Raw genomic sequence first — 24526 nt, forward strand, 5'->3', positions numbered from 1 at the left:
AGGAACTACGGAAATTAACGCCCACGGAGAGTGTGTAAGACCTTTTGCTAAGGCAGAAGGCTGTTCTCGTAGAAGTGGGAATCTCCCTCCTCAAACGCTAAGCGTTAGGAGGGAGTAGTTCAATTATTATTTGTTATCGGCTATTCAATGCACTGCATTATATGATGCATATCGGAATATGATGTATGTCATATAATCTGTATAAGATGTTATATTGTATTGTATGGAAAGAATTTTGCGAGGTGTTTTTCAATGAATGTGATTCCAGTGGATTCCTGGAAAGAGGATATGCAGGTTTTTCAGGAGGCAGCCAAAAAGTATTATGCAGGTGAGCTGAAGCGGGCCGAGTACAAGGGGATTTCCGGCAAGTTCGGCAGCTACGCCCAGAAGGGGGACGAGCCAAAGAGCATGCTGCGGCTGAGGATGCCTGCCGGGCGCCTGACCAGGGAGAAGATGGCTTTTATTGCGGAGTCTGTGCGTAAGTACGCTATAGATAAAATCAAGTTTACCACCTGCCAGACTGTCCAGCTGCACAATCTGGGGCTGGAGCCTGTGTGCAGGATTATGGAGGATGCCCTGAAGGTGGGCATCGTCACTGTAGGCGGTGGCGGAGATTTTCCGCGGAATACCACCTGCTCCCCTCTGTCCGGCATTGATGCAGATGAGTATTTCAATGTGATGCCTTATGCAGAGGCTGTAGGTCAGTATGCCATGCAGTTTATTAACGCGGAGAAGATGCCGCGTAAATATAAAATCGGCTTTTCCAGCTCCCCAAAGAACCAGTCCCATGCCACCATGCGTGATTTGGGCTTCGTGGCACGGCCTGATGGCAAGTTCGATGTGTACAGTGCCGGTGGCATCGGGCCAAATCCGAAGGTGGGGGTCAAGGTTGGCGAGGCTGTGGAGCCGCAGGATATCCTGAAATATGTCCGCGCCATGTGGGTGATGTTCCGTGCCTATGGCAACTACGAAAATCGTGCCAGGGCAAGGAGCCGCTATATGCAGGAAACTTTGGGCGGCCCTGAGAAGTATTATGAGGCTTTTCAGGCGAAGCTGGCAGAGGTGGAGGGCACCGATGATTTCGCTTTTGAAATCAAAGAAGCAGTCATCACCAAGGCAGGAGACGGCACCATTGAGAACCGCAGGGCTATAGCCCAGAAGCAGCCGGGGCTGTACAGCGTAGTATGGCATCCGCTGGGGGGCTGCCCGTCACCGGAGGTATTCTGCCAGGTAAGTGATGCCCTGCAGGAGATTGAGGGGGCAGAAATCCGCCTGGCGCTGGATGAGACTGCCTATATCGTGAATCTGACCGCCGGGGAGGCACAGAAGTTTATTGACCTGACTGCCGGTGACAGTGCCGCCAGCCTCTTTGAGATGGCTTCTGCCTGCATTGGCGGTTCTATCTGCCAGCAGGGTGTGCGTGATTCCCAGGCACTGCTGAGAAGCTGCGCGGAGGCTGTGCAGAAGGCAGGTATTCCTGACGGGGCACTGCCGGCCATTCACATTTCCGGCTGTCCTGGCTCCTGCGCTACGCCGCAGGTTGTGCCGATGGGCTTTAGGGGTGCTGTCAAGGACAGGCAGTCGGCATGGCTTTTGTATCTCAATGGCTGTGATGCCCAGGGACAGGAGGTATTCGGCAAGGAAGCAGGGGTGATTCTGGAGACCGAAGTGCCTGATTTCCTGGTGGAGCTGGGCAAAAAAGTGGCTGAAAGCGGCATGAGCTTTGCTGAGTGGAGCAAGGCAAATGCTGATGGGGTAGAGAAGGTCGCTGCCAAGTATTTCTGATATTCTTCTGCTGATGCTCTAATGTGCTGATGTTTTGAGTGGGTGTTTTTTGTTTGTTACGGTAAAGGAGAGGTAGCTATGGAGAAAACACAATTGATTGAGGCTATGGAAAGGATCGTGGGCAAGGAGCATGTGCTGCATTCCCCGGAGGCTCTTTATGAGTATTCCTATGATGCTACGCCTGGCCATTCCTACATGCCGGATGTTGTGGTATCGCCGGGAACGACACAGGAAGTTTCAGAGATTATGAAGTATGCTAATGCCCATAGGATTCCTGTGTATCCTCGTGGCTCCGGTACCAATCTGTCTGCCGGTACTGCTCCTTTGAAGGGCGGTATTGTGCTGCTGATGCTCCGCTTCGACAAGATTATCGATGTGGATCTGGAAAATTTGATTGCCGAGGTGGAGGTAGGTGTCATTGTGCAGGACATCAATGACCATATTGCTCAGTATGGCCTGATTTATCCGCCTGATCCTGGCACGGTAAAGACGGCAAGCCTGGGAGGCACTATTGCGGAAAATTCCGGCGGCCTGCGGGGCTTGAAGTACGGCATCACCAAGAACTATGTGCAGGGACTGGAAGTTGTCCTGGCCAATGGCGATATTATCCACACCGGCGGCAAGAATGTAAAGGACGTGTCCGGCTACGACATGACCAAGCTCTTTACCGGCTCTGAGGGAACCTTGGGCATTGTCACCAAGGCTCTTTTGAAGCTGCTGCCAGCTCCGGAGGCCACCAAGAGCATGATTGCCGTGTTTGATTCCATTGATGATGCAGGCAAGGCAGTGTCTGGCATTATTGCGGCAAAGATTATCCCGGCTACCTTGGAAATCCTTGATAATGCAACTATCCGCACTGTTGAGGACTTTACCCATGTGGGGCTGCCGGTGGATGCAGATGCCATCCTGCTGATAGAGGTGGATGGCAATCCTGTTGTGGTGGAGGATGAAAAGGCAAAGGTGCTGGAGGTGCTGAAGGCGAATAATGCCCGTGAGGTTACCCTGGCCAAGTCCGCTGAGCACAAGGCACAGCTCTGGACGGCACGCCGCATGGCCTTGCCATGCCTTGCCAAGCTGCGTCCTACTACCTTTGTGGAAGATGCAACTATTCCAAGGAGCAAGATTCCTGATTTTCTGCGGATTGTGACCAAGGCATCCAAGGACCACAATGTAACTATTGGCACTTTCGGCCATGCCGGTGACGGCAACATGCACCCGACTATCGTGTGTGACCTGCGTGACGAGGATGAGATGAAGCGTGTGCATGATGCTATGGATGATATCTTCAAGGGGGCGCTGGCTCTGGGCGGCACCCTGTCCGGGGAGCATGGCATAGGCCTTGGCAAGCTGCCTTGGATGGAGCAGCAGCACGGCAAGGAGGGCATGAATGCCATGAAGGCCATTAAGCGTGCCCTTGACCCGAATTTGATTTTGAACCCTGGTAAGCTGTTAGGAGAGTGTTGATTATGGCTGAAAATAAATTGACGGCAGAGGCAATGAACAGCCATGACACTACCCTGCTGAGGGATATTGATGACGCTCTTGCCAACTGCATGAAGTGCGGCAACTGCCAGGCTGGCTGCCCGATTTATCGTGAGACGAAAAAGGAGTTTTCCGTGGCCAGGGGCAAGATTTCCCTGATGCAGGCAGTGCTTAGCGGCAAGCTGCCGATTAGCGAGGAATTTGACAGCATCATGGGGATGTGCCTGAATTGCAAGACCTGCTCTGCCAACTGCCCGTGCGGCGTAAAGGCGGATGATCTGATTTTGCGGGGGCGCAATGCGGCTGTCAAGGCACGGGGGCTGCACCCTGTTAAGAGCACTGTGTTCAAGCTTCTGAGCAACAGGCCGCTGTTCAACGCGGCACTTAGGATGGGTGGCATGTTTGGCTGGCTTACCTTCAAGGATATTCCGGACAAGAATGCGGTATTCTCACGCTTCCCGGTGCCGGGCATGGATCCGAACCGCGCTACGGCGCCGCTGGCTTCTACGCCTCTCAGGAGCGAGTACCCGGAGGTTATCAAGGTTGCCGGTGCCAAGCGCCGGGTGGCATTCTTCACCGGCTGCACTATCAATTTTATGTACACCGATATTGGCAAAGCGACCATAGAGGTGCTGAAGGAAAACGGCAACGAGGTTGTGCTGCCGGGCAAGCAGCATTGCTGCGGCACTCCTGTCCATGTGGCTGGCTGCTTTGATCTGGCCAATGAGATGGCAAAGCACAACATTGAGGTATTCGAGAGCTATGATGTGGACTATATCGTAGGCTCCTGCGGCTCCTGTGTGGAGGCACTGAGGGATTATCCGAAGTGGCTGAAGGATGAGCCGGAATGGCAGGCCAGGGCGCAGCGAATTTCTGACAAGGTGCGCGAAATCAGCCAGTTCCTGGTGGAGATCGGCTATCGGACGGACAATCTGGGCACTATCAACAAGACTGTGACTATGCATGACCCATGCCACATGATACGGGGCCTCAAGGTTACGGAGCAGCCGCGGCAGGTGCTGAAGTCCATTCCGGGGCTGAACTTCGTGGAGATGAAGGAGCATGACCGTTGCTGCGGCTCCGGCGGTTCCTTCTGCATGTCCCACTATGAGCTGTCACGGCAGGTTAATGACCGCAAGTGCCAGAATATCGAGGCTACTCATGCGGATTATGTCTGCGCCAGCTGCCCTAGCTGCCGCATGCACATAACGGACGGCATTGTGCAGAACCATCTGCCTCAGGTGGCATACCATCCTGTGCAGCTTCTGGCAGAGGCGTATCGGAAGGGTAAGGGGTAAGCTCAAATAGAATAGTATGAAAAAGCAGGAACTCATCCTATAAATTAGAAATCATCTGATTTTGGGGATTCAGTTCCTGCTTTTGTGTTTATATTTATGTTTTTATTTTGTTTGTGTTGAGATTTAGTGAAAGCAGGTGATCTGCATGACTTTTTCCATCATGTCATGCAGAAGCCGGGTCTGCTCCGTGTCCGCAGCCCTGTAGTATACTTCCTTGCCTTCACGGCGGCTGGTTATCAGGCCGCTGTTTTTTAATGGGCGCAGATGGTGGGATACTGCCGGGCTGGACATATTCAGCAGGGCGGCGATGTTCAGCACGCATTCTTCGCAGTGGCAGAGTATCCAGAAGATGCGCAGCCGGGTGCTGTCACCCAGCTGCTTGAATACATCGGCCACAGCCTGGAAATTTTCTACATCGCTTATTTTTTCCTGCAAAAACTGGCAGGCAGCAGCATTTTCGTTGTGGTTGTGAGGCAGGTTCATGCTGGTCTCTTTCTATGCATGAAATGTATGTGGTAATAAAATAAGCCGCAGAAATCTGCGGCTTACGAATGAAAATCTTGAGTTAGAGCAGGGCGAGGTACTGGGTATAGTCTGATTTTGGGATGCCAATGGCTTCCATGGCTTTTTCGGCTGACCAATGAGTGTTCTTCATAAGGTTTTTTATGGAATTTAGAGTGTTATTTGTTGCCTCGGCTTTTGCCTCGGCTTTTGCTTCAGCTAATCTTTCGGCAACGTATTCTTCAACGATATTGCACATTTTGCATACCTCCTCGTCAAGAGATTTTAGATGTTTCATTTTGTCTGCTAAAAGCTTGGAGTGCATTTTTGCCGGGTCGGCATTCTGAAAATCCTGCATGAGCATGCCCAGGGGCGTGGCGGATGTGTTTTCACCATTGACATAGATGATGTGAGCCATGTCGTCAAACTTTATGCCAAGCTCGTTGATATGCCTGTCAATGTGGTAGATGGGGAGGCCGTATCCCAGCACATCCTTTGCGGTAATGAAGATCACATATGTCTCCGGCAGGTCATCGAAGTCATCGCCTGCTTTCAGATGCCGCAGGTCCAGCATATCAATGTTGTACCTGGCTCTCTTGGGAGCAGCTCCGCTGCTGACATTTTGCACTTCAAAGTTGTACTCCCTGCCGTACTGGTCGATGGCCAATACATCGAATCGGACACCGCGCCCATAGATGTTGGGAACAGCATACTGAGTTTTTACGCTGATGACTTTTAAGTCATGTCGCTCCATGATGATGTTCAGGACATACTGCATAGCAGCGGTATCGTCTTCCATGAAGCAGTTGAAGAAAATGTCATCCATCAGTGTCATGGCCTGAACCTTGGCTATCAGCCGTTGCCAGTGTGCATCATCCTTTGGGAGTAATGGTGGATTAGCGTTATTGTTTATCGTTTTCAATCCTTTCACCGCCTTCATTATAACATGAAATGTATATATTTTTCCACTATGGTAATTTGATAAATGTGGGAAATGGATAAATAACCATGGAAGACGTTACTAAGAGTAAATTTTTATTACATACATTCTAACATATAAATGTTTGCAAATCAAGAGTTTTTCATTGGGACTAATTAATATGCGAGGTGAATTGTCATGGCAAGGGGGATGCTGTCCTCTGCTGAGATGGATGTGTTGAAGAAAAATCCTTATGTGGAGGATGTGAAAAGGCAGAGGATTTTATGTACCTATGAGTTTTAGTGCTTTTTCATGGAGCAGTATCCCATGGAGCTGACGGACAGGATGAAGGTGCTGGAGAAGCGTTCTAATGAACTGGTGATAGAGAAAGAGGTTTTGTGCAAGGCAAGAAAGATAGACAGGGAACTTAATAATGCTAATGGGCGTAACAATACGGAGCTGTATCAGCTTATCCGTGAGGCGGTGGAGGCATGTCCTGAGTATGCAAATGTAACGAAGTTGTGCGAGGATTTGAAAGTATCTGTAAGAGGCTATTATGCTTACTACAAAAACTGAGAAATCCGCTAGGGTGTATTGCCACATAAAAGTTGTAAAGTGCTGTAAAATACAAAAACCGCGGCGTATTCGTGATGGAATAGCCGCGGTTTTGGTTTCTGGATATGGCAGGGAATTAGCGAAAGCAGGTAATCTGCATGACTTTTTCCATCATGTCATGCAGAAGCCGGGTCTGCTCCGTGTCCGCAGCCCTGTAGTATACTTCCTTGCCTTCACGGCGGCTGGTTATCAGGCCGCTGTTTTTTAATGGGCGCAGATGGTGGGATACTGCCGGGCTGGACATATTCAGCAGGGCGGCGATGTTCAGCACGCATTCTTCGCAGTGGCAGAGTATCCAGAAGATGCGCAGCCGTGTGCTGTCACCCAGCTGCTTGAATACGTCGGCTACAGCCTGGAAATTTTCTGTATCGCCTATCTTTTCCTGCAAAAATTGGCAGGCCGTGGCATCTTCGTTGTGATTGTGAGGCAGGTTCATGATTGTCTCCTTTAATTAAAAAGATGTACTAAAAATGAAAATATTTTTCAGTTAATTTATTGACATATTATCCTGTTGGTATTATACTCTTAATATAACAATTAAGCAAATGTTTAATTGTTATATTAAGAGTGTTATAAGAGAATGGTAATTTATGCATTGCCGCTGGGATTGACCAGTGAAAGGAGACGGGAAGATGAAAAAGACGTATAAGATTGAGGTTGACTGTGCTAATTGCGCCAATCTGATGGAGCAGGCGGCGAAAAATACGGCAGGCGTGGCAGATGCGGTGGTGAATTTTATGACCTTGAAAATGAAGGTGGAATTTGCAGAGGGGACGGAACCGCAGCTGGTCATGGCAGAGGTGCTGAAGGCATGCCGCAAGGTGGAGCCGGAGTGTGAAATTTACTATTAAGTTGCAGCCGGAGTGTGAGATTTACTATGAGCAGACGTATATCTATAACCATTCTTGAGGGGATGAATGATAAGCAGAAAAAATCCCTGGCGCGTATTCTCCTTACCGCCCTGCTGCTGATAGCCCTGCAATTTGTTCCTGCTACAGGCATGGGGCAGATGGCTTTGTACCTGGTGCCATATCTTTTGATCGCCTATGATATACTGGGCAAGGCAGTGCGGGGCATACGGAACGGTCAGGTTTTTGATGAGAATTTTTTGATGGCGGTGGCTTCTATCGGTGCTTTTCTGCTGGCGGTTTACGACCAGAGCGGTGACTGCCTGGAAGCTGTTGCCGTGGTGCTGTTCTATCAGGTGGGAGAGCTTTTTGAAAGCTATGCCGTGGGCAGGAGCCGCCGGAATATCAGTGAGCTGATGGACATTCGGCCGGATTATGCCAATATTGAGCGTGGCGGTGAGCTGGTGCGGATTGCCCCGGATGAGGTGGAGATTGGCAGTGTGATTGTGGTGCAGCCAGGCGAAAAAATCCCTTTGGATGGCATAGTGCTGGAGGGGAGCAGCATGCTGAACTCTGTAGCCCTGACAGGTGAAAGCCAGCCAAGAGAGGTGACGGCAGGGCAGGAGGTCATCAGCGGCTGCATCAACATGACAGGTGTTTTGCACATAAAGACTACCAAGGAATTTGAGGAGTCCACAGTTTCCAAAATCCTCTCACTAGTGGAGGAAGCCAGCTCCCACAAGTCCAAATCCGAGGCATTTATTGCCAAATTTGCCCGTGTCTATACGCCGTTGGTCTGCTATAGTGCATTGGCACTGGCAATTTTACCGCCGCTTATCAATAGATTTGCGCTGGGAATGGCGATGGAATGGCATGTGTGGATATACCGCGCCCTTTTGTTCCTGGTTATCAGCTGTCCGTGTGCCCTGGTCATAAGCGTGCCTTTGAGCTTTTTTGCGGGAATTGGGGGTGCCAGCAGGGAGGGTATCCTCATCAAGGGCTCCAACTATCTGGAAACCCTTGCCAAGGTCAAATATGTAGTATTTGACAAGACAGGCACCCTGACTCACGGTGTCTTTGCTGTTTCGGATGTGCATCATAACACGCTGGAGCGGGAGCGGCTGCTGGAGTATGCGGCATTAGCAGAATGTGCCTCTTCACACCCCATCAGCAGGAGCCTGCAGGAGGCTTATGGCAGCAAAATTGATCGCAGCCGCGTCAGCGAGATTCAGGAAATCAGCGGTCATGGCATCATGGCAAGGGTAGATGGCAGCCAGGTGGCTGTGGGCAACGAAAAACTAATGGCAAAGCAGGGAATCAGTGCCATTCCTTGCAGGAGCGGCGGCACAATTATCCATGTGGCCATTGATGGCAGCTATGCCGGTCATATTGTCATTGCAGATGTAATAAAGGTGCAATCCGCAGAAGCAGTGGCAGAGCTTCGGTCGGCAGGTGTCAGGAAGCTGGTTATGCTGACAGGTGATGGCAGTCAGGCAGCTCAGCAGGTGGCAGAAAAATTGCGGCTGGACGAAGTGCACAGCGAGCTGCTGCCCTCCGACAAGGTTGCTCAGGTGGAAAGGCTCCTTGCTGAGAAGCCGGAGCAGGAAAAGCTTGCCTTTGTCGGTGATGGCATCAATGATGCCCCGGTACTGACACGGGCGGATGTGGGCATTGCCATGGGAGCGATGGGTTCGGATGCCGCCATTGAGGCGGCGGATGTGGTGCTGATGGATGATAATCCGCGGCAGGTTGCCAAGGCGGTCAGGCTTGCCCGCCGGTGCATGGGGATTGTGTATCAGAACATCGCACTGGCACTGGGGATAAAATTCATCTGCCTGGCATTGGGCGCCGTGGGCATTGCCAACATGTGGCTGGCGATTTTTGCCGATGTAGGGGTGCTGGTGATTGCCGTCCTCAATGCCATCAGGGCCTTGCAGGTACAAAATGTATAAGCAACCTAAAGCTTGCAGAAAAATACGCTGTCAGCCTGGTTCCCGCTTTTGGGAAGCCACGGCTGGCAGCGTTTTAGCTTGTACCGATTATATCGACTATATCGATTATACTGATTGTTTTATGCAGGCAGGTTATCTGCCCTTTTCAGTTTCGTTTATGACGCAGGTTACGGCAGCATCGCCGGTAATATTGACGGTGGTGCGGAACATATCAAGGATACGGTCGATACCTGCTACCAGGGCCAGTCCCTCCATAGGAAGGCCTACGGACAGCAGCACCATGGACAGCATGATGAGCCCTGCACCCGGCACACCGGCAGTACCGATGGAAGCCAGGGTACCGGTCATGACGATCATGCCCATCTGTCCTGCGGTTAGGTCAATGCCGTACACATTGGCAATAAACAGGGAGCAGATGCCCATGTAGATGGCAGTACCGTCCATGTTTATGGTAGCACCCAGCGGCAGCACGAAGGAAGACACATCACGGGAGCAGCCCAGCTTCTCCTGGCAATTCTTCATGTTGATCGGCAGGGTTGCTGCAGAAGAACAGGTGGTGAAGGCAATCAGCATTGCCTCGGTCATGCCCTTGAAGAATTTCACAGGGGAATGACCGCCCCACACCTGTGCCATAGTGGAATAGATGCCCACCGCATGAATGGCGGAGCCGATAGCCATGCAGGCGATTACTGACAGCAGAGGCAGCAGCACCTTCGGGCCATTGGCAGCCACAACAGGCAGCAGCAGGCAGAATACGCCGATAGGAGCCAGGCTCATAACGATGTTGATAATCTTGTAGCTAACCTCGGCAGCTGCATCGAACCAGTCGATGAGGATCTGCGCCTTCTTGCCGCCTACCTGCAGGATGCCCACGCCTACGAACAGGGCAAAGATGATGATAGGCAGGATGTCAGCCTTGGCCATGGAGGCTACAGGATTGGTAGGAATCATGGCAACCAGCACCTGCATGATGGACGGTGCTTCCTTGACCTTTACTGCCTCGCCGGCAGCCATCTCCAGGCCGATGCCCGGATGTCCCACGCCTGCTACGGCAAAGCCGATAAGGATAGCGATTGCCGTGGTGCAGAGATAAATCAGGATGGTCTTGATACCGATGCGCCCCAGTTTTTTCAGGTCACCCAGGCTGGTCATGCCCACAACCAGCGATGTGAATACCACCGGCACGATGACCATCTTGATCAGGTTGATGAACATAGTACCGATAGGGGCAATCCACCATTTGATGAACGGCAGCCCCTCAGCACCTGCTATCAATCCCACGATAACGGACAATACCAGGGAAATTAGGATTTTTACTGACAGATTCATAATACTCTCCTCCTTTTTGTGAATTTTTATTTATGAATCCTACAAAAAGGGATAAAAATATCCCCTTTCATTGCTAAAGTATGCCACAGCCAAGGCAGAGCATGGCGTTGGCTGTGTGGCAGGAAAGCAACAGCAGCGCCGCTTAGAGGAAAAATGAGGATACCACAGTAAACAGTGCCAGCTGCAAAGCTATGGTGAATTTGGTAATAGCGGACAGCATGGCAAGCGTCTTTGTATTTGGCTCGTTCATGTCGATCCAGCGGCGCAGCACATCCGGCTTGTCCTCCAGCTTCTTGATAGCAGAGCTGATGCGGACAGTGTAGCGCATGGCAATAGTCTGGTCTGTGATAAACACACAGGCACAGGCGAAAAAGAACATGATGCGGTAGAGAATGCCGTTTACATTCACATAGGCATGGTAATAGGCAAGGTAAAAGCCCATGATATCGATGGCAAGCATGCCTATGCCGAAGATAACAATCATCTTGGCGATGGCGGCAGGGGGAATAAAGCGTTCCATTTCCATCAGCTCATCAAAGAAGTCCCTGTCCTCCTCGTCCAAATCCTTTTTCAAGGTAATGAACAGGCTGTAGCCGGACAAGCATAGCCAGAAAATTGCAAACAAATATACTTCAGTCAAGTTAATCTCTCCTTTTCTATGTATAATATTATAACCGATATTTATGAAAAAGTACACTCACAAGAGAAAATCTGCTTAAGAATCTTAGGAAGAATATTTTTCCCGATTATATGAGGATTTTTTCAACTTATAATTGAATTTATACTGACAAAAGGATAAAATATAAATATCAGTTATTGCTGTTAGGTTAGGATAGGAGGATGTTCAATGAGTCAGAGTGTTAATGCAAGAAAAGTAGCTATTGTTGGGTGCGGCTTTGTAGGTTCTGCTGCTGCCTTTACCCTGATGCAGAGCAAGCTGTTTTCCGAGATGGTGCTGCTGGATGCCAATACGGAAAAGGCAGAGGGCGAGGCAATGGATATTGCCCATGGCATTTCCTTTGCAGGCCAGATGAAGATTTATGCAGGCGGCTATGATGATATCGCCGATGCAGCCGTGATTGTGGTAACTGCCGGTGCCAACCAGAAGCCGAACGAAACCAGGCTGGATCTGGTGCACAAGAACGTAAATATTTTCAAGAGCATTATTCCTGAGATTGCCAAGAGGGATTTCAAGGGGATTCTGCTGATTGTGGCAAATCCGGTGGATATCCTGACCTATGTGGCAGTAAAGCTCAGCGGCCTGCCTGAGAACCGGGTTATCGGCTCCGGCACCGTGCTGGATACAGCAAGGCTGAAGTATGCTCTCAGCGAGCACCTGGAGGTGGACAGCCGCAACGTTCATTCCTTTATTATCGGTGAGCATGGTGATAGCGAGATTGCCGCCTGGAGCAGTGCCAACGTATCCGGCGTTCCTCTGAATACATTCTGTGAGATGCGTGGTCATTTCAATCATGAGAAGTCCATGGAGGCAATTGCTGAGAAGGTAAAGAACAGCGCCTATGAGATCATCTCCAAGAAGCATGCCACCTACTACGGCGTTGCCATGGCAGTAAAGAGGATTTGCGAGTGCATTGTCCGTGACGAAAAGTCCATCCTGCCGGTATCCTCCATGATGCATGGCAATTACGGCATCGATGATATTTCCCTGAGCATGCCTGGCATCGTAGGTGCCAACGGCATTGAGACGCTGATTCCGATTTCTTTGGATGAGACGGAAACTGCCAAGCTGCAGGAGTCTGCCAGGATGCTGAAGGAGATTGCTGCCGGGCTGGATTTGTAAGATGCAGTGAGTGCCGGGGTTATTGGAACTGGACATGTAAAATAATACCGAGGTTTGACATCACAGTAAATTTGTGCTATCCTATTTAGGCTGATGTGCGGGCGTGGCGGAACTGGCAGACGCGCTGGACTTAGGATCCAGTGCCGCAAGGCGTGGAGGTTCGACCCCTCTCGTCCGCACCATATATGATGCTTGCACAGGTTTGTGTGTCAGTTAATATATGAAATAAATATGCAAAAATGCGATGAAAAAGAGGAGTACCTGCTGCCGGGCAGTTCAGAGAGGGAAGCGTGAGGGTGAAAGCTTCCACTGGCGGAGCGGGGAAGGTAGCTTTGGAGCAGCCGGTCTGAAGGGTAAGTTGTTAATTGATTGAATTATTAAGTTATCTGGTAGGTTCGGACGCCGGGCGGCGTTAAGCCAGTGAGCGTGGGCGGCTTTTCATCAGCCGTGCAAATTTAGGTGGTACCGCGGAAGATAGTCTCTTTCGTCCTTGTCAGTGAGGGCGAAAGGGACTTTTTGTTTTATGTGAAGGAGTTTGAGAGATTATGGACATGGAAAAGGAAAATATGGAAGAAAATAACATTCCCAAGGTTTATGACCCGAAAAGCTTTGAGAAGAAGTGGTATGGCTTCTGGGAGGAAAACAAGCTGTTTCATGCTGTAGTGGATGAGGAAAAGCAGCCTTATAGCATCGTGATTCCGCCACCAAATGTAACCGGCCAGCTGCACATGGGGCATGCCCTGGACAATACCTTGCAGGACATCCTGATTCGCTGGCGCCGCATGCAGGGCTACAATACCCTGTGGATGCCGGGCTGCGACCATGCCGGTATCGCCACCCAGGCCAAGGTGGAGGGGGCTCTCCGGGAGGAAGGCACCAACCGCTACGAGCTGGGCCGGGAGAAGTTCCTGGAGCGTGTATGGCAGTGGAAGGAAAAGTTCGGCAGCCGCATCATGAGCCAGCTGCGTTCCCTGGGTTCCTCTTTGGATTGGGACAGGGAGCGTTTTACCATGGACGAGGGCTGCTCCCGGGCTGTCCGGGAGGTTTTTGTCAGCCTGTATGAGAAGGGGCTTATCTATCAGGGGACACGCATTACCAACTGGTGCCCTGACTGCAACACCGCTATTTCTGACATCGAGGTGGAGCATGAGACCGAGGCCGGACATCTGTGGCACATCCGCTATCAGGTAAAGGGCGAGGACAAGTATGTGGAGGTTGCCACCACCCGTCCTGAGACCATGTTCGGCGATACCGGCGTGGCGGTAAATCCTGCTGATGAGCGTTATACGGATTTGGTGGGCAAGACCTTGATCCTGCCGGTAGTAAACCGTGAGATTCCGCTGTTTGCTGATGAGTACGTTGACTCCGCCTTTGGTACTGGTGCGGTAAAGGTTACCCCTGCCCATGACCCTAATGACTACGAGATGGGGCTCAGGCACAACCTTGAGCAGATAAAGGTTATCTCCAATACCGGCAAGATGACCGAGGGTGCAGGCAAGTATGAGGGCATGGACCGCTACGAGTGCCGCAAGGCCTTGGTGAAGGAGCTGCAGGAGATTGGCGCCCTGGTATCTATTGAGGATCATGAACATGCCGTAGGCCACTGCTCACGCTGTCACTCCACCATTGAGCCGATGATTTCCACCCAGTGGTTTGTAAAGATGGAATCCTTGGCAAAGCCTGCTGCCGAGGCGGTAAAGAACGGGGATATTAAATTTGTGCCGGAGCGTTTCACCAAGATTTACTGCAACTGGCTGGACAATATCCGCGACTGGTGCATTTCCCGCCAGCTGTGGTGGGGACACCGCATCCCGGCCTGGTACTGCGATGACTGCGGCGAGACCATCGTTTCCCGTACCGATGTGGATGTCTGCCCGAAGTGCGGCGGCAGGCATCTCCGTCAGGATGAGGATGTGCTGGATACCTGGTTCAGCTCCGGACTGTGGCCTTTTGAAACCATGGGCTGGCCGGATGAGACACCTGAGCTGAAGCAGTTCTATCCTACCAGCACTCTAGTAACCGGCTATGACATTATCTTCTTCTGGGTGGCCCGCATGGTCATGATGGGGCTGGAATTTGGCAAGGATATTCCGTTCAAGACCGTGTACATCCACGGCCTGGTCCGGGATGAGCAGGGCAGGAAGATGTCCAAGTCCCTGGGCAACGGCATTGACCCTGTTGAGGTTATCGACCAGTATGGCGCGGATACCCTGCGCTTTATGCTGATTACCGGCAATACCCCGGGCAATGATATGCGGTTTATCAATGACAGGGTGGTTGCCACCAGAAACTTTGCCAACAAGCTGTGGAACGCTTCCCGTTTCATGCTGATGAATCTTGAGGGCTTTGACAAGGGCTTTGTGCCGGAGGAGGGGGATTATACCCTTGCCGACAAGTGGATTTTGTCACGCTTTGCCAAGACAGCCCAGGGGGTTACGGCAAACCTGGAGAAGTTTGAGCTGGGCGAGGCCGGCCGCCTGATTTATGAGTTTATCTGGAACGAGTTCTGCGACTGGTACATTGAGCTGGCAAAGGCACGGCTCTACGACAAGGAAAATATTCGTCCTCGCCAGACTGCCCAGTATGTCCTTGGCTATGTGCTGGAGCGCACCTTGCGCCTCCTGCATCCGTTCATGCCGTTTATTACCGAGGAAATATGGCAGCATATTCCTCATGATGGCATCAGCATCATGGTAGCTGAGTGGCCGGGCAATGACGAGGCAGGCCTTGCCAAGCTGGTAAATGATGGGGATGAGGCAGCTATGACCGCCATCATGGAGTCCATCAAGACCATCCGCGCCCTGCGCCTTGAGGTCAATGCGGCTCCGGGCAAAAAGAGCGAGGTAATCCTGAACTTTACCGATGAAAGGCTCAGGGAGGTATTTGCCGCCAATGAGGGCTATCTGACGGTGCTGGCTGCTGCCGAGCCTGTTACCATGCTGCCAGCCGGTGCTGAGAAGCCGGAAAATGCCATGACAGGCGTAGTAAACGGCGTGGAGATTTATCTGCCGCTGAAGGGCCTGATTGATGTGGAGAAGGAGACTGCCCGCCTGAACAAGGAGATGGCAACCCTGGACAAGGAAATCAGCCGCCTGGAGAAGAAGCTGGGCAATCAGGGCTTTTTGGCCAAGGCACCTGCCGAGGTGGTAGCCGGTGAGCAGGAGAAGCTGAAGGGCTATCAGGAGAAGCAGAACGCGGTGAAGGAACGCCTGGCTTATTTGCAGAATATCTGATGGGAACCTGCGCTTTGGAGGTGAAAGGTTATGAATTATGAGGAAAGCCTGGCTTATCTGGATGAGCTGAATGTCTTTGGCATGAATTTCGGTTTGGCGAGGATTGAAAAGCTGCTGTACCTTTTGGGGGAGCCTCAGAAGGCCTACAAGACAATCCATGTGACCGGCACCAACGGCAAGGGCTCCGTGACTGCCATGCTGGCCTCCGGCTTGCAGGCGGCTGGCATCAGGACGGGCATGTACATCTCGCCCCATCTTTCCTCCTACACGGAGCGGATGGTGATTGACGGCAGGCAGGTGTCCGAGGCGCAGTTTGCGGATGCTTTGAGCGTGGTGCGTGATATCTGCGAGTTTATGGCAGGGGAGGGTGACGAGCATCCTACCCAGTTTGAGGTGATTACGGCGGCGGCTTTTCTGCTGTTCCAAAAGGAAAAGGTGGAATATGCCGTCATCGAGGTGGGGCTGGGAGGCCTGCTGGACTCCACCAACGTAATCCTGCCGGAGGTGTCCGTGATTACCAACGTAACCTTTGAGCATGCAGATAAATGCGGCGGCACCCTGGAGGGGATTGCCCATCACAAGGCTGGTATCATGAAGCCTGGGGTGCCGGTGGTAACAGGTGCCGAGGGCAAGGCCTTGGAGATTATCCGGGAGGAGGCCTGGGCCAAGGGGTGTGCCCTGTACGTCATGGGGGAGGATTTTGCAGCCGAGGCCATGAAGCCTCTGGGGCAGCTGTCCATTCCGCCCAACCTGGGGGCAACGGGCTATGGCGCTCAGGACAGGGCACTGACGGCTATGCAGATGGAGGCATTGTCCAAGCTGCACATGGATTGCAGCGAGTGCGGCGACAGTGAGCAGCTGGTGGCCTTCAAGGGCAAAAATGATGTGTTTGGCAGCATGGATTACAAGCTGTCCCTGCTAGGGCTCCATCAGGTGCAGAACAGCGCATTGGCTGCGGCAGTGATGATGGTGCTGGCAACGGATGATTTGCGGTTTACAAAGAAGGCCATCAAGCAGGGCATGAAGCGTGTGGTATGGCCGGGACGTTTTGAACTCATAAAGGGATATGCTTACAAGGTGCTGATTGACGGCGCCCACAACCCTGCCGGGATTGCTACCCTGCGTGCCAGCCTGGATTATTATTTCCCGGCGGAGCAGCGCGTCTTTGTGCTGGGGATATTGAAGGACAAGGATTATCAGCAGATGCTGGATATGCTGCTTCGTCCTGAGGACAAGGTGGTGCTGACTACCCCTGATTCGGAACGGGCGGCGGAGCCTGCCGAGCTGCTTCCTTATGTGAAGTCTGAGTGCAGGGAGGCTGTGGCTGATGCAGCTGCCGCCCTGCAGCGGGGGCATCAGCTGGCACAGGCAACGGGGGAGCCGCGTAACACGATTTTGATTTGTGCAGGTTCCCTGTATCTTATTGGTGCACTCAGGGATTTGCTGATGAAAGGGTAATTTTATCAGCCCGGAAGTTTAGCAAAAACAAAAACCTTGTGTAGAATAGAAATTTGTGGTATTATGGTTTGGTGTACTATGGTAAAGAATGGGGATAACTATGCGCTGAATTAGCTGTGCCGGTGTCCCTGCACAAATATTTTTCAGGAGGTCATTAGACACAATGGAAGTAAACGTAAAGGATTTGGAGAACTCTCAGGTTGAATTTGAAATCACTGTACCGGCTGCAGAGCTGGATAAGGCTTATGAGGCTGCATACAAGAAGGTTGCCAGCAAGGTGAACATCCCTGGCTTCCGCAAGGGCAAGGCTCCAAAGATGATTGTAGAGCGCCATGTAGGCAAGGAATATATCATTGATGAGGCTGTAGAGATTGCTGCACCAAAGGCTTTCTTTGATGCACTGAAGGAGAAGGAAATCGACATCGTTACCCGCCCTGAGTTCGAGGTTGTTACCAAGGAGCTGGGCAAGGATCTGGTGTTCAAGGCAACTGCTACCAAGAAGCCTGAGGTTCAGCTGGGCGAGTACAAGGGCCTGAAGGTTGAGGTTCAGAAGGATGCTGTTGACGATGAGGCAGTTCAGCTGCAGCTGACCCGCATGCTGGATCGTCAGGCTGACATGGTTGAGGCTGAAGAAGGCTCCGAGGTGGCAAAGGATGATTTCATCACCTTGGACTTCAAGGGCTTCGTTGATGGCGAGGCTTTTGCCGGTGGCGAGGGCAAGGACTACCCTCTGCAGATCGGCTCCAACAGCTTCATTCCTGGCTTCGAGGATCAGCTGATCGGCGCCAAGATTGGGGAGGAGAAGGATGTAAACGTAACCTTCCCTGAGGAGTATCACGCTGAGGAGCTGAAGGGCAAGCCAGCAGTGTTCAAGTGCACTGTCAAGAGCATCAAGAGAAAGGTTCTGCCTGCCCTGGATGATGAGTTTGCCAAGAAGGCAAGCACCTTCCAGACTCTGGATGAGCTGAAGGCTGATATCCGCTCCAACCTGGAGAAGACTGCTGAGAGCAAGGCTGAGTCCGAGAAGCGCGAGGAGGCTATCAAGCAGGCTACTGAGAACGCAACTGTAGAGGTTCCAGAGGTTATGGTTGAGCATCGCATCAACATCATGATTCAGGAGCTGGCTATGCGCCTGGAGCAGCAGGGCATGAAGCTGGAGATGTACCTCCAGTATGCAGGCACCGACATCAACAAGCTGCGTGAGACCTACAGGGACACCGCTGCTGCCAACGTGAAGACCGACCTGGTTCTGGAAGCTGTAGCAAAGGCTGAGGGTATCAAGGTTGAGACCGAGGAGCTGGATGCAGAGGTTGAGGCTATGGCCAAGGCTTATGGCGCAACCGCTGCCGAGGTGAAGAAGATTATTACCCAGCAGGGCCGTACCCCGGATCTGATTGAGACTGTCCTGAAGCGCAAGACTGCACAGTTCATTATTGACAACATTGCTGAGTAATTGCCAAGGCTTTTTGAATAATTGCTGATATTTGGATGGAGCGGCATGACCGCAGGGGAATGCCGCCCCGTTGTATCTGCTGAAACCGTTTCAGTGAGTTTTCAGTGAGGTGATTGGAAAATGGGTTATGTTCCTATGGTTGTGGAACAGTCCGGTCAGGGGGAGCGCGCCTACGATATTTATTCTCGTCTTTTGAAGGACAGGATTATTTTCCTGGGTGGCGAGGTAGAGGACAACATGGCAAACACCATTGTTGCCCAGATGCTGTTTCTTGAGGCAGAGGACCCTGACAAGGATATTTATCTGTATATAAACAGCCCTGGCGGCGTTGTGACTGCCGGTATGGCTATTTATGATACCATGCAGTATATCAAGCCTGATGTGGCTACTATCTGCATTGGCCAGGCGGCAAGCATGGGCTCCCTGCTTCTGACTGCCGGTGCCAAGGGCAAGCGTTTTGCCCTGCCAAATGCCAGGATTATGATTCACCAGCCGTTAGGCGGTGCCCGGGGACAGTCTACTGACGTTCAGATTCAGGCGAAGGAGCTTTTGCGCACACGCCACATGCTGAACGAGATTTTGTCTGAGCGCACCGGCAAGAGCATGGAGCAGGTGGAGAATGATACTGAGCGCGACAATTTTATGAGTGCATCCGAGGCTGTGGAATACGGCCTGATTGACAAGGTTATTACCAGGGCAAAGGATAGCGAAAATTCTCAGGACTAAGGGGGTGGCGGCATGAGCTTCAATGATAATGATGAAAAGCTTGTCTGCTCTTTTTGTGGAAAGCCTCAGGACATGGTACGCAAGCTGGTAGCAGGTCCGGGAGTTTATATTTGTGATGAGTGTATTGAGCTGTGCAACGAGATAGTTGATGAAGAAGTGCGGGAGCAGGATGATGATGAGGTTCGTGGCCTGCCCAAGCCGAAAGAGATAAAGAGCATTCTTGACCAGTATGTTATCGGTCAGGAGGATGCCAAGAAATCATTGGCAGTTGCTGTATACAATCATTATAAGAGGATAAATGCTGACAGCCGCAAGCTGAAGAAGGATGTGGAGCTGCAGAAGTCCAACATCCTGATGCTGGGTCCTACGGGCAGCGGCAAGACATTGCTGGCACAGACACTGGCACGGATTTTGAATGTGCCTTTTGCCGTGGCAGATGCCACTACCCTGACTGAGGCAGGATATGTAGGCGAGGATGTGGAGAATATCCTCCTGAAGCTGATTCAGGCTGCCGACTTTGATATTGAGAAGGCGGAGCGGGGCATTGTCTATATTGATGAGATTGACAAGATTGCCCGCAAGGGTGAGAATGTCTCCATTACCCGTGATGTGTCAGGGGAGGGAGTGCAGCAGGCCCTGCTGAAGATTTTGGAGGGAACGGTGGCTTCCGTGCCGCCTCAGGGCGGTCGCAAGCATCCTCATCAGGAGCTTTTGCAGATTGATACCAGCAATATCCTGTTCATCTGCGGCGGTGCTTTTGCCGGTATTGACAAGATTATCAACAAGCGCATCGGCAAGAAGAATCTTGGCTTCGGGGCAGAGATTGCCTCCAGGCAGCAGATGGACATGGGGGAGCTTTTGAAGAAGCTGGCACCGGATGACCTGATGAAAAGCGGCCTGATACCGGAGTTCATCGGCAGGCTGCCGGTGGTGGTGACGCTGGCACCTCTGGAGGAAGCCGACCTGGTGGAAATCCTCACCAAGCCGAAGAATGCGCTGGTGAAGCAGTATCAGCACCTGCTTGATCTGGATGGGGTGAAGCTTGCCTTTGATGATGAGGCACTGCGCAGCATTGCCAAGGAGGCATTGAAGCGCAAGACAGGTGCCCGTGGCCTTCGTTCCATCATCGAGGAGCTGATGAAGAACGTCATGTACGAAATCCCGTCCATGGATGGCGTTACTGACTGCCTGGTGACCAAGGATGTGGTTCTTGAGAAGAAGGATCCTGTACTTTCCTATGGAAAGCGCAAGCATGAGGCATCGGCCTGAGCTGGCTTCTGCCTTTAGGATGATAAATTGAGCAGAATATATAGGCGTTGCCTCAGGGTAACGCCTATGTTTATATAGATTTTTTTGCGGAGGTGGATTTTATGGAGGAAATGGATGAGAATGTAGTAGTGCTGCCTGTGCTGCCGCTTAGGGGCATGATGGTCTTTCCATATATGATGGTTCATCTGGATGCTGGCAGGGAGCAGTCTATTTCCGCCTTGGAAAAGGCCATGCTGGTGGAGGACAAGCACGTTTTCCTGGTGGCGCAGCGGGATTCGGATTTGGAGGACCCGCAGATGTCAGATTTGTACAGCGTGGGTACGGTGGCTGAGATAAAGCATCTGATGAAGCTGCCGGACGGGGCAATCAGAGTGCTGGTAGAGGGCCTTTACCGCGGCCAGATTGTCAGCGCCATTGAGCAGGAGGAGGACTACCTGATTGCCAATGTCAGGGAGTACCATGACAAGATTGACAAGTCCATAGAGATGGAGGCCCTGGTTCGTGTGGTTGTGCACGAGTTTGAGCAGTGGGTCAAGAGCAGCAAGAAAATTCCGGCAGATGCCATGGTATCTGTTTCGATTATAGATGATGCCGGGCGGCTGGCAGATATGATTGCCGGTCATATCAATCTGAAGCTGGATGACAGGCAGGCAATCCTGGAGAGCATCGATGTGAAGGAAAGGCTTGAGAGGCTGTACGGCTTCCTGAAGCGTGAAAAGGACATCCTGGATATTGAGCGCAAGATTGGCACCCGGGTGCGCCGCCAGATTGAAAAGGTGCAGAAGGAATATTATCTCCGGGAGAAGGTCAAGGCCATCCATAATGAGCTGGGAGACCAGAACGGCATTCTGGGGGATATTGAGGAATACAAGGAAAGGCTGAGCAAGGGGCACTTCCCTGACGAGGTTGTGAAGACCGTGGAGAAGGAGCTGAAGCGGCTGGAAAGGACTCAGGGCATGTCCCAGGAGGGAGCCGTCATCGGCACCTATATTGACAATCTGCTGTCCATGCCGTGGGAGAGCCTGTCAGAGGATATCAACGACATCAAGGCGGCAGCGGCTGTGCTGGATCGCGACCACTACGGGCTGGAAAAGGTCAAGGAGCGCATCCTGGAGTTCTTGGCGGTGCGCCAGCTGACTAACGGGCAGAATGCGCCTATTTTGTGCCTGGTGGGGCCGCCGGGGGTGGGCAAGACCTCTTTGGCTGGTTCTGTGGCAAAGGCTTTGGGCAGGAAGTTTGTCCGTGCCTCCCTGGGTGGCGTGCGGGATGAGGCGGAGATTCGTGGCCATCGCCGCACCTATGTGGGGGCTATGCCTGGGCGCATTCTGGAAGCCCTGAAAAAGGCTGGTACTCGAAATCCTGTGTTCCTTCTGGATGAGGTGGACAAGATGGGCTCTGACTACAAGGGAGACCCTACCTCGGCCCTTCTGGAAGTGCTGGACCCGGCTCAGAACAATACCTTCAGCGACCATTATATTGAGCTGCCATTTAATTTGTCCGATGTGCTGTGGATTGTGACTGCCAACGATATAGGCTCTATTCCACGGCCTCTGCTGGATCGCATGGAGGTTATTAACCTTTCCAGCTATACGGAGCAGGAAAAGCTGGAGATTGCCAAGCAGTACCTGCTGCCGCGGCAGCGGACCAGGAACGGCCTTTCCGGCAAGGAAATCAGGCTGGGGGCAGGCGTCCTGCAGCGCATGATAAACGAGTACACCAGAGAGTCCGGGGTGCGCGAGCTGGAGCGTGTCATCGGCCATCTCTGCCGCAAGGTGGCAAGGAAAATCGTGGAGGGGGATACGGAGTCCGTATATGTCACCACGAAAAACCTGGTGGATATCCTGGGCAAGGTGAAGTATCCTCATACCAAGGCCAAGCGCAAGCCGGAGGTGGGGCTGTGTACCGGCATGGCATGGACGCAGGTTGGCGGCGATATCCTGCCTACCGAGGTAAATATTTTCCCTGGCACTGGCAAGCTGATCTTGACCGGCAAGCTGGGGGATGTGATGAAGGAGTCGGCCCAGGCTGCCCTTTCCTACATCCGCAGCCGCCAGGATAAGTTTGAGCTGGCAGAGGATTTTTATGAGAAGAATGATATCCATGTGCATTTTCCTGAGGGTGCCGTGCCAAAGGATGGCCCTTCCGCAGGTATCACCATGGCAACAGCTATTGTATCCGGGCTGACCGGCCGCAGGGTACGGAGCGATGTGGCCATGACCGGGGAGATTACCATCCGCGGCAATGTGCTGGCGATTGGCGGCTTGAAGGAAAAGGTGCTGGCAGCGTATCGCGAGGGCATCAGGACCATTGTGCTGCCCAAGGAAAACGAGCGGGATATTGAGGATATTCCTGAGAGCGTCCGGGAGAAGCTGGAATTTGTGCCGGTGGAAAACATGGACAAGGTGCTGGAAACAGCCCTTTGCCAGTGATGGAAAGGGCAGGTGAGTGCCGTGGCAGATAAGGTGATTATTACTCAGGGGAAGTATCTTGCTTCTGCTGTGAAGCCGGAGCAGTATCCGGAGCTGCAGCGCAAGGAAGTTGTGTTCATCGGCCGCTCCAATGTGGGCAAGTCATCCCTGATAAACTCCCTCACCCGGGTGCGGAACCTGGCCAGGGTTTCCAGCCAGCCGGGCAAGACCCAGACCATCAATTTTTATGAGATTGGTGCCAAAATTCAGGATGTGCCGGAGCGGCAGGATTTTTATCTGGTGGATTTGCCTGGCTACGGCTATGCCAAGACCGGTGCGGAGAGGCGGAAGATTTGGAGCAGGTTTATCAATGAGTATCTGCTGACCTCCCCAAATATCCAGTTTGTGTGCCAGCTGATTGATATCCGCCATGAGCCTATGGCATCGGATGTGGAGATGTTCAAATGGCTGGTGGAAAACAACCTGCCGGTGCTGGTTATCGCCACCAAGGCGGACAAGGTCAGCAAGAACGCGGCAGCCAAGAGCATCGCGGCTATTAAGCGAAAGCTGGGGGTGCAGGAGATGGATGTGCTGCCTTATTCCTCGGTGAAAAATCAGGGCAGGGATGAGCTGCTGGAGGTTATTGCCGGGTGCCTGACAGATGATGGTGATAATATCGATAATATTGATAATGGCGATATTATCAGTAATGGCGTTGCCGGTGATGTTAATGCCGGTGATGAGACAGGGCAGGAGGAAATGACTAATAAAAGTGAATGAGGTTCATTTTTATTGACAATCCCTGTGCAGTCGGGTAAAATAAATATAAGCTCCTGGGCTTTCGGGCTTGGGAGCTTTTGTTTTTTGGATATTTTTGTCTTGAGGTTTGTTTTTTTATTTGGCGGTATTTGTCTGCCGCGTTGCAGATTGTACTTTTGTTTTTGAGGTTTGGTGCTTGTTATGCTGGAATTAACGGATTTGGATAAAAAATTGCTGAATTTGCTGCAGGGAAAGCTGCAGCTGGTATCCCGTCCTTTCAAGCTGATTGGTGAGGAAGTGGGCATGAGCGAGGAGCAGGTCATCACCAGGCTGCAGCTTTTGAAGGAAGCCGGGTATATCAGAAAAATTGGGGCGTTCTTTAATTCTGACGAGCTGGGCTACCGGGGGACGCTGGTGGCTTTGAAGGTAAGAGAAGGGCTGATGGAGGAAACGGCGCTTTTTATCAATCAGTTTCCGGGTATTACCCACAACTATCAGCGTGAAGGGGAATACAACCTGTGGTTTACCCTGATTACCCCCAATGAACGGCTGCGGCAGGATATTCTGGGGCAGATTGGTGCCCTGCCGGGGGTAGAGGCGGTTATGGACTTGAGTGCCAGGAAAAAGTACAAGATTAATGTGCAGTTTAAGCTGAAATAAGCAGCAGGAGACAAACTGGCTGAGATAGGG

The 24526-nt window shown here is 52.0% G+C and carries 19 protein-coding genes, 1 tRNA gene, 1 pseudogene and 1 other annotated feature; of the genes and pseudogenes, 16 read left to right on the plus strand and 5 right to left on the minus strand.

The window, feature by feature from the left end; all coding sequences use genetic code 11:
• The first annotated feature begins 252 nt into the window (after positions 1-252).
• The 3 genes from FYJ84_RS11820 (at position 253) to FYJ84_RS11830 (ending at position 4565) form a co-directional block, all read left to right on the plus strand.
• Positions 253-1785 (plus strand): nitrite/sulfite reductase, encoded by a 1533-nt coding sequence (locus FYJ84_RS11820; protein ID WP_154407815.1) that lies wholly within the window; start codon positions 253-255, stop codon positions 1783-1785.
• A gap of 78 nt (positions 1786-1863) precedes the next feature.
• A complete protein-coding gene (locus tag FYJ84_RS11825; protein ID WP_154407816.1) occupies positions 1864-3249 on the plus strand; it encodes an FAD-binding oxidoreductase in 1386 nt (461 codons plus the stop codon).
• A 2-nt stretch (positions 3250-3251) separates the two neighbouring features.
• Positions 3252-4565: a (Fe-S)-binding protein gene (locus tag FYJ84_RS11830; protein ID WP_154407817.1), complete on the plus strand. Its 1314-nt coding sequence runs from the start codon at positions 3252-3254 to the stop codon at positions 4563-4565.
• Between the two features lie 123 nt (positions 4566-4688).
• Here FYJ84_RS11830 and FYJ84_RS11835 read toward each other — a convergent pair whose 3' ends face one another.
• Positions 4689-5048: an ArsR/SmtB family transcription factor gene (locus tag FYJ84_RS11835; protein WP_154407818.1), complete on the minus strand. Its 360-nt coding sequence runs from the start codon at positions 5046-5048 to the stop codon at positions 4689-4691.
• An 82-nt stretch (positions 5049-5130) separates the two neighbouring features.
• Positions 5131-5988 carry a PD-(D/E)XK nuclease family transposase gene (locus FYJ84_RS11840; RefSeq protein ID WP_205764237.1) on the minus strand — a complete coding sequence of 286 codons (858 nt, stop codon included), beginning with the start codon at positions 5986-5988 and terminating at the stop codon, positions 5131-5133.
• Positions 5989-6312: 324 nt separating this feature from the next.
• Here FYJ84_RS11840 and FYJ84_RS11845 point away from each other — a divergent pair, with 324 nt between their 5' ends.
• Positions 6313-6561, plus strand: a complete 249-nt coding sequence (locus tag FYJ84_RS11845) for a hypothetical protein (RefSeq protein WP_154407820.1) — start codon at positions 6313-6315, stop codon at positions 6559-6561.
• A gap of 115 nt (positions 6562-6676) precedes the next feature.
• On the opposite strand, the gene FYJ84_RS11850 is transcribed toward FYJ84_RS11845, so the two are convergent.
• Positions 6677-7036 carry an ArsR/SmtB family transcription factor gene (locus FYJ84_RS11850; protein WP_154407821.1) on the minus strand — a complete coding sequence of 120 codons (360 nt, stop codon included), beginning with the start codon at positions 7034-7036 and terminating at the stop codon, positions 6677-6679.
• A 196-nt stretch (positions 7037-7232) separates the two neighbouring features.
• Here FYJ84_RS11850 and FYJ84_RS11855 point away from each other — a divergent pair, with 196 nt between their 5' ends.
• The gene (locus FYJ84_RS11855) at positions 7233-7451 is read left to right on the plus strand and encodes a cation transporter (RefSeq protein ID WP_154407822.1); all 219 of its coding nucleotides are present in this window, start codon (positions 7233-7235) and stop codon (positions 7449-7451) included.
• 62 nt (positions 7452-7513) lie between these two features.
• Entirely contained in the window at positions 7514-9400 is a 1887-nt protein-coding gene (locus FYJ84_RS11860; RefSeq protein ID WP_154407842.1) for a heavy metal translocating P-type ATPase, read from the plus strand.
• A 132-nt stretch (positions 9401-9532) separates the two neighbouring features.
• On the opposite strand, the gene FYJ84_RS11865 is transcribed toward FYJ84_RS11860, so the two are convergent.
• Entirely contained in the window at positions 9533-10729 is a 1197-nt protein-coding gene (locus tag FYJ84_RS11865; RefSeq protein WP_154407823.1) for a dicarboxylate/amino acid:cation symporter, read from the minus strand.
• A 142-nt stretch (positions 10730-10871) separates the two neighbouring features.
• Positions 10872-11369, minus strand: a complete 498-nt coding sequence (locus tag FYJ84_RS11870; protein ID WP_154407824.1) for a hypothetical protein — start codon at positions 11367-11369, stop codon at positions 10872-10874.
• 207 nt (positions 11370-11576) lie between these two features.
• On the opposite strand from FYJ84_RS11870, the gene FYJ84_RS11875 reads away from it, so the two are divergent.
• The 10 genes and pseudogenes from FYJ84_RS11875 to ahbA all read left to right on the plus strand — a co-directional run bounded on the left by FYJ84_RS11875 (position 11577) and on the right by ahbA (position 24496).
• Complete coding sequence (locus tag FYJ84_RS11875) at positions 11577-12530, plus strand: L-lactate dehydrogenase (protein ID WP_154407825.1); 954 nt, start codon at positions 11577-11579, stop codon at positions 12528-12530.
• 97 nt (positions 12531-12627) lie between these two features.
• Positions 12628-12712: transfer RNA gene (locus tag FYJ84_RS11880), tRNA-Leu, on the plus strand.
• Positions 12713-12765: 53 nt separating this feature from the next.
• Positions 12766-13025, plus strand: a binding site (T-box leader).
• A gap of 71 nt (positions 13026-13096) precedes the next feature.
• Complete coding sequence (locus FYJ84_RS11885) at positions 13097-15763, plus strand: valine--tRNA ligase (protein WP_154407843.1); 2667 nt, start codon at positions 13097-13099, stop codon at positions 15761-15763.
• A 30-nt stretch (positions 15764-15793) separates the two neighbouring features.
• The gene (locus FYJ84_RS11890; RefSeq protein ID WP_154407826.1) at positions 15794-17221 is read left to right on the plus strand and encodes a bifunctional folylpolyglutamate synthase/dihydrofolate synthase; all 1428 of its coding nucleotides are present in this window, start codon (positions 15794-15796) and stop codon (positions 17219-17221) included.
• A 163-nt stretch (positions 17222-17384) separates the two neighbouring features.
• Positions 17385-18674, plus strand: a complete 1290-nt coding sequence (gene tig / locus FYJ84_RS11895; protein WP_154407827.1) for a trigger factor — start codon at positions 17385-17387, stop codon at positions 18672-18674.
• A 120-nt stretch (positions 18675-18794) separates the two neighbouring features.
• Positions 18795-19400, plus strand: a complete 606-nt coding sequence (clpP, locus tag FYJ84_RS11900) for an ATP-dependent Clp endopeptidase proteolytic subunit ClpP (RefSeq protein ID WP_154407828.1) — start codon at positions 18795-18797, stop codon at positions 19398-19400.
• 12 nt (positions 19401-19412) lie between these two features.
• Positions 19413-20669: an ATP-dependent Clp protease ATP-binding subunit ClpX gene (gene clpX / locus FYJ84_RS11905; protein WP_154407829.1), complete on the plus strand. Its 1257-nt coding sequence runs from the start codon at positions 19413-19415 to the stop codon at positions 20667-20669.
• A gap of 110 nt (positions 20670-20779) precedes the next feature.
• Positions 20780-23098, plus strand: coding sequence for an endopeptidase La (gene lon, locus FYJ84_RS11910; protein ID WP_154407844.1), 2319 nt, complete (start codon positions 20780-20782; stop codon positions 23096-23098).
• A 21-nt stretch (positions 23099-23119) separates the two neighbouring features.
• Positions 23120-23740, plus strand: a pseudogene (gene yihA / locus FYJ84_RS11915) (ribosome biogenesis GTP-binding protein YihA/YsxC); the annotation flags it as partial.
• A gap of 297 nt (positions 23741-24037) precedes the next feature.
• On the plus strand, positions 24038-24496 hold the full coding sequence (ahbA, locus tag FYJ84_RS11920; protein ID WP_154407830.1) for a siroheme decarboxylase subunit alpha: 459 nt from the start codon (positions 24038-24040) through the stop codon (positions 24494-24496).
• Positions 24497-24526 lie beyond the last annotated feature (30 nt).

Origin of the sequence: Anaerovibrio slackiae, assembly GCF_009695585.1 — a bacterium.
In the GTDB taxonomy this organism is placed as follows: Bacteria; Bacillota; Negativicutes; order Selenomonadales; family Selenomonadaceae; genus Anaerovibrio; species Anaerovibrio slackiae.

Excerpts from the sequence above, each read along its gene's own strand:
- FYJ84_RS11820 (WP_154407815.1), top strand. The coding sequence starts at position 253 with ATGAATGTGATTCCAGTGGATTCCTGGAAAGAGGATATGCAGGTTTTT.
- FYJ84_RS11825 (WP_154407816.1), top strand. The coding sequence starts at position 1,864 with ATGGAGAAAACACAATTGATTGAGGCTATGGAAAGGATCGTGGGCAAG.
- FYJ84_RS11830 (WP_154407817.1), top strand. The coding sequence starts at position 3,252 with ATGGCTGAAAATAAATTGACGGCAGAGGCAATGAACAGCCATGACACT.
- FYJ84_RS11835 (WP_154407818.1), bottom strand. The coding sequence starts at position 5,048 with ATGAACCTGCCTCACAACCACAACGAAAATGCTGCTGCCTGCCAGTTT.
- FYJ84_RS11845 (WP_154407820.1), top strand. The coding sequence starts at position 6,313 with ATGGAGCTGACGGACAGGATGAAGGTGCTGGAGAAGCGTTCTAATGAA.
- FYJ84_RS11850 (WP_154407821.1), bottom strand. The coding sequence starts at position 7,036 with ATGAACCTGCCTCACAATCACAACGAAGATGCCACGGCCTGCCAATTT.
- FYJ84_RS11855 (WP_154407822.1), top strand. The coding sequence starts at position 7,233 with ATGAAAAAGACGTATAAGATTGAGGTTGACTGTGCTAATTGCGCCAAT.
- FYJ84_RS11860 (WP_154407842.1), top strand. The coding sequence starts at position 7,514 with ATGAATGATAAGCAGAAAAAATCCCTGGCGCGTATTCTCCTTACCGCC.
- FYJ84_RS11865 (WP_154407823.1), bottom strand. The coding sequence starts at position 10,729 with ATGAATCTGTCAGTAAAAATCCTAATTTCCCTGGTATTGTCCGTTATC.
- FYJ84_RS11875 (WP_154407825.1), top strand. The coding sequence starts at position 11,577 with ATGAGTCAGAGTGTTAATGCAAGAAAAGTAGCTATTGTTGGGTGCGGC.
- FYJ84_RS11885 (WP_154407843.1), top strand. The coding sequence starts at position 13,097 with ATGGAAGAAAATAACATTCCCAAGGTTTATGACCCGAAAAGCTTTGAG.
- FYJ84_RS11890 (WP_154407826.1), top strand. The coding sequence starts at position 15,794 with ATGAATTATGAGGAAAGCCTGGCTTATCTGGATGAGCTGAATGTCTTT.
- tig (WP_154407827.1), top strand. The coding sequence starts at position 17,385 with ATGGAAGTAAACGTAAAGGATTTGGAGAACTCTCAGGTTGAATTTGAA.
- clpP (WP_154407828.1), top strand. The coding sequence starts at position 18,795 with ATGGGTTATGTTCCTATGGTTGTGGAACAGTCCGGTCAGGGGGAGCGC.
- clpX (WP_154407829.1), top strand. The coding sequence starts at position 19,413 with ATGAGCTTCAATGATAATGATGAAAAGCTTGTCTGCTCTTTTTGTGGA.
- lon (WP_154407844.1), top strand. The coding sequence starts at position 20,780 with ATGGATGAGAATGTAGTAGTGCTGCCTGTGCTGCCGCTTAGGGGCATG.
- ahbA (WP_154407830.1), top strand. The coding sequence starts at position 24,038 with ATGCTGGAATTAACGGATTTGGATAAAAAATTGCTGAATTTGCTGCAG.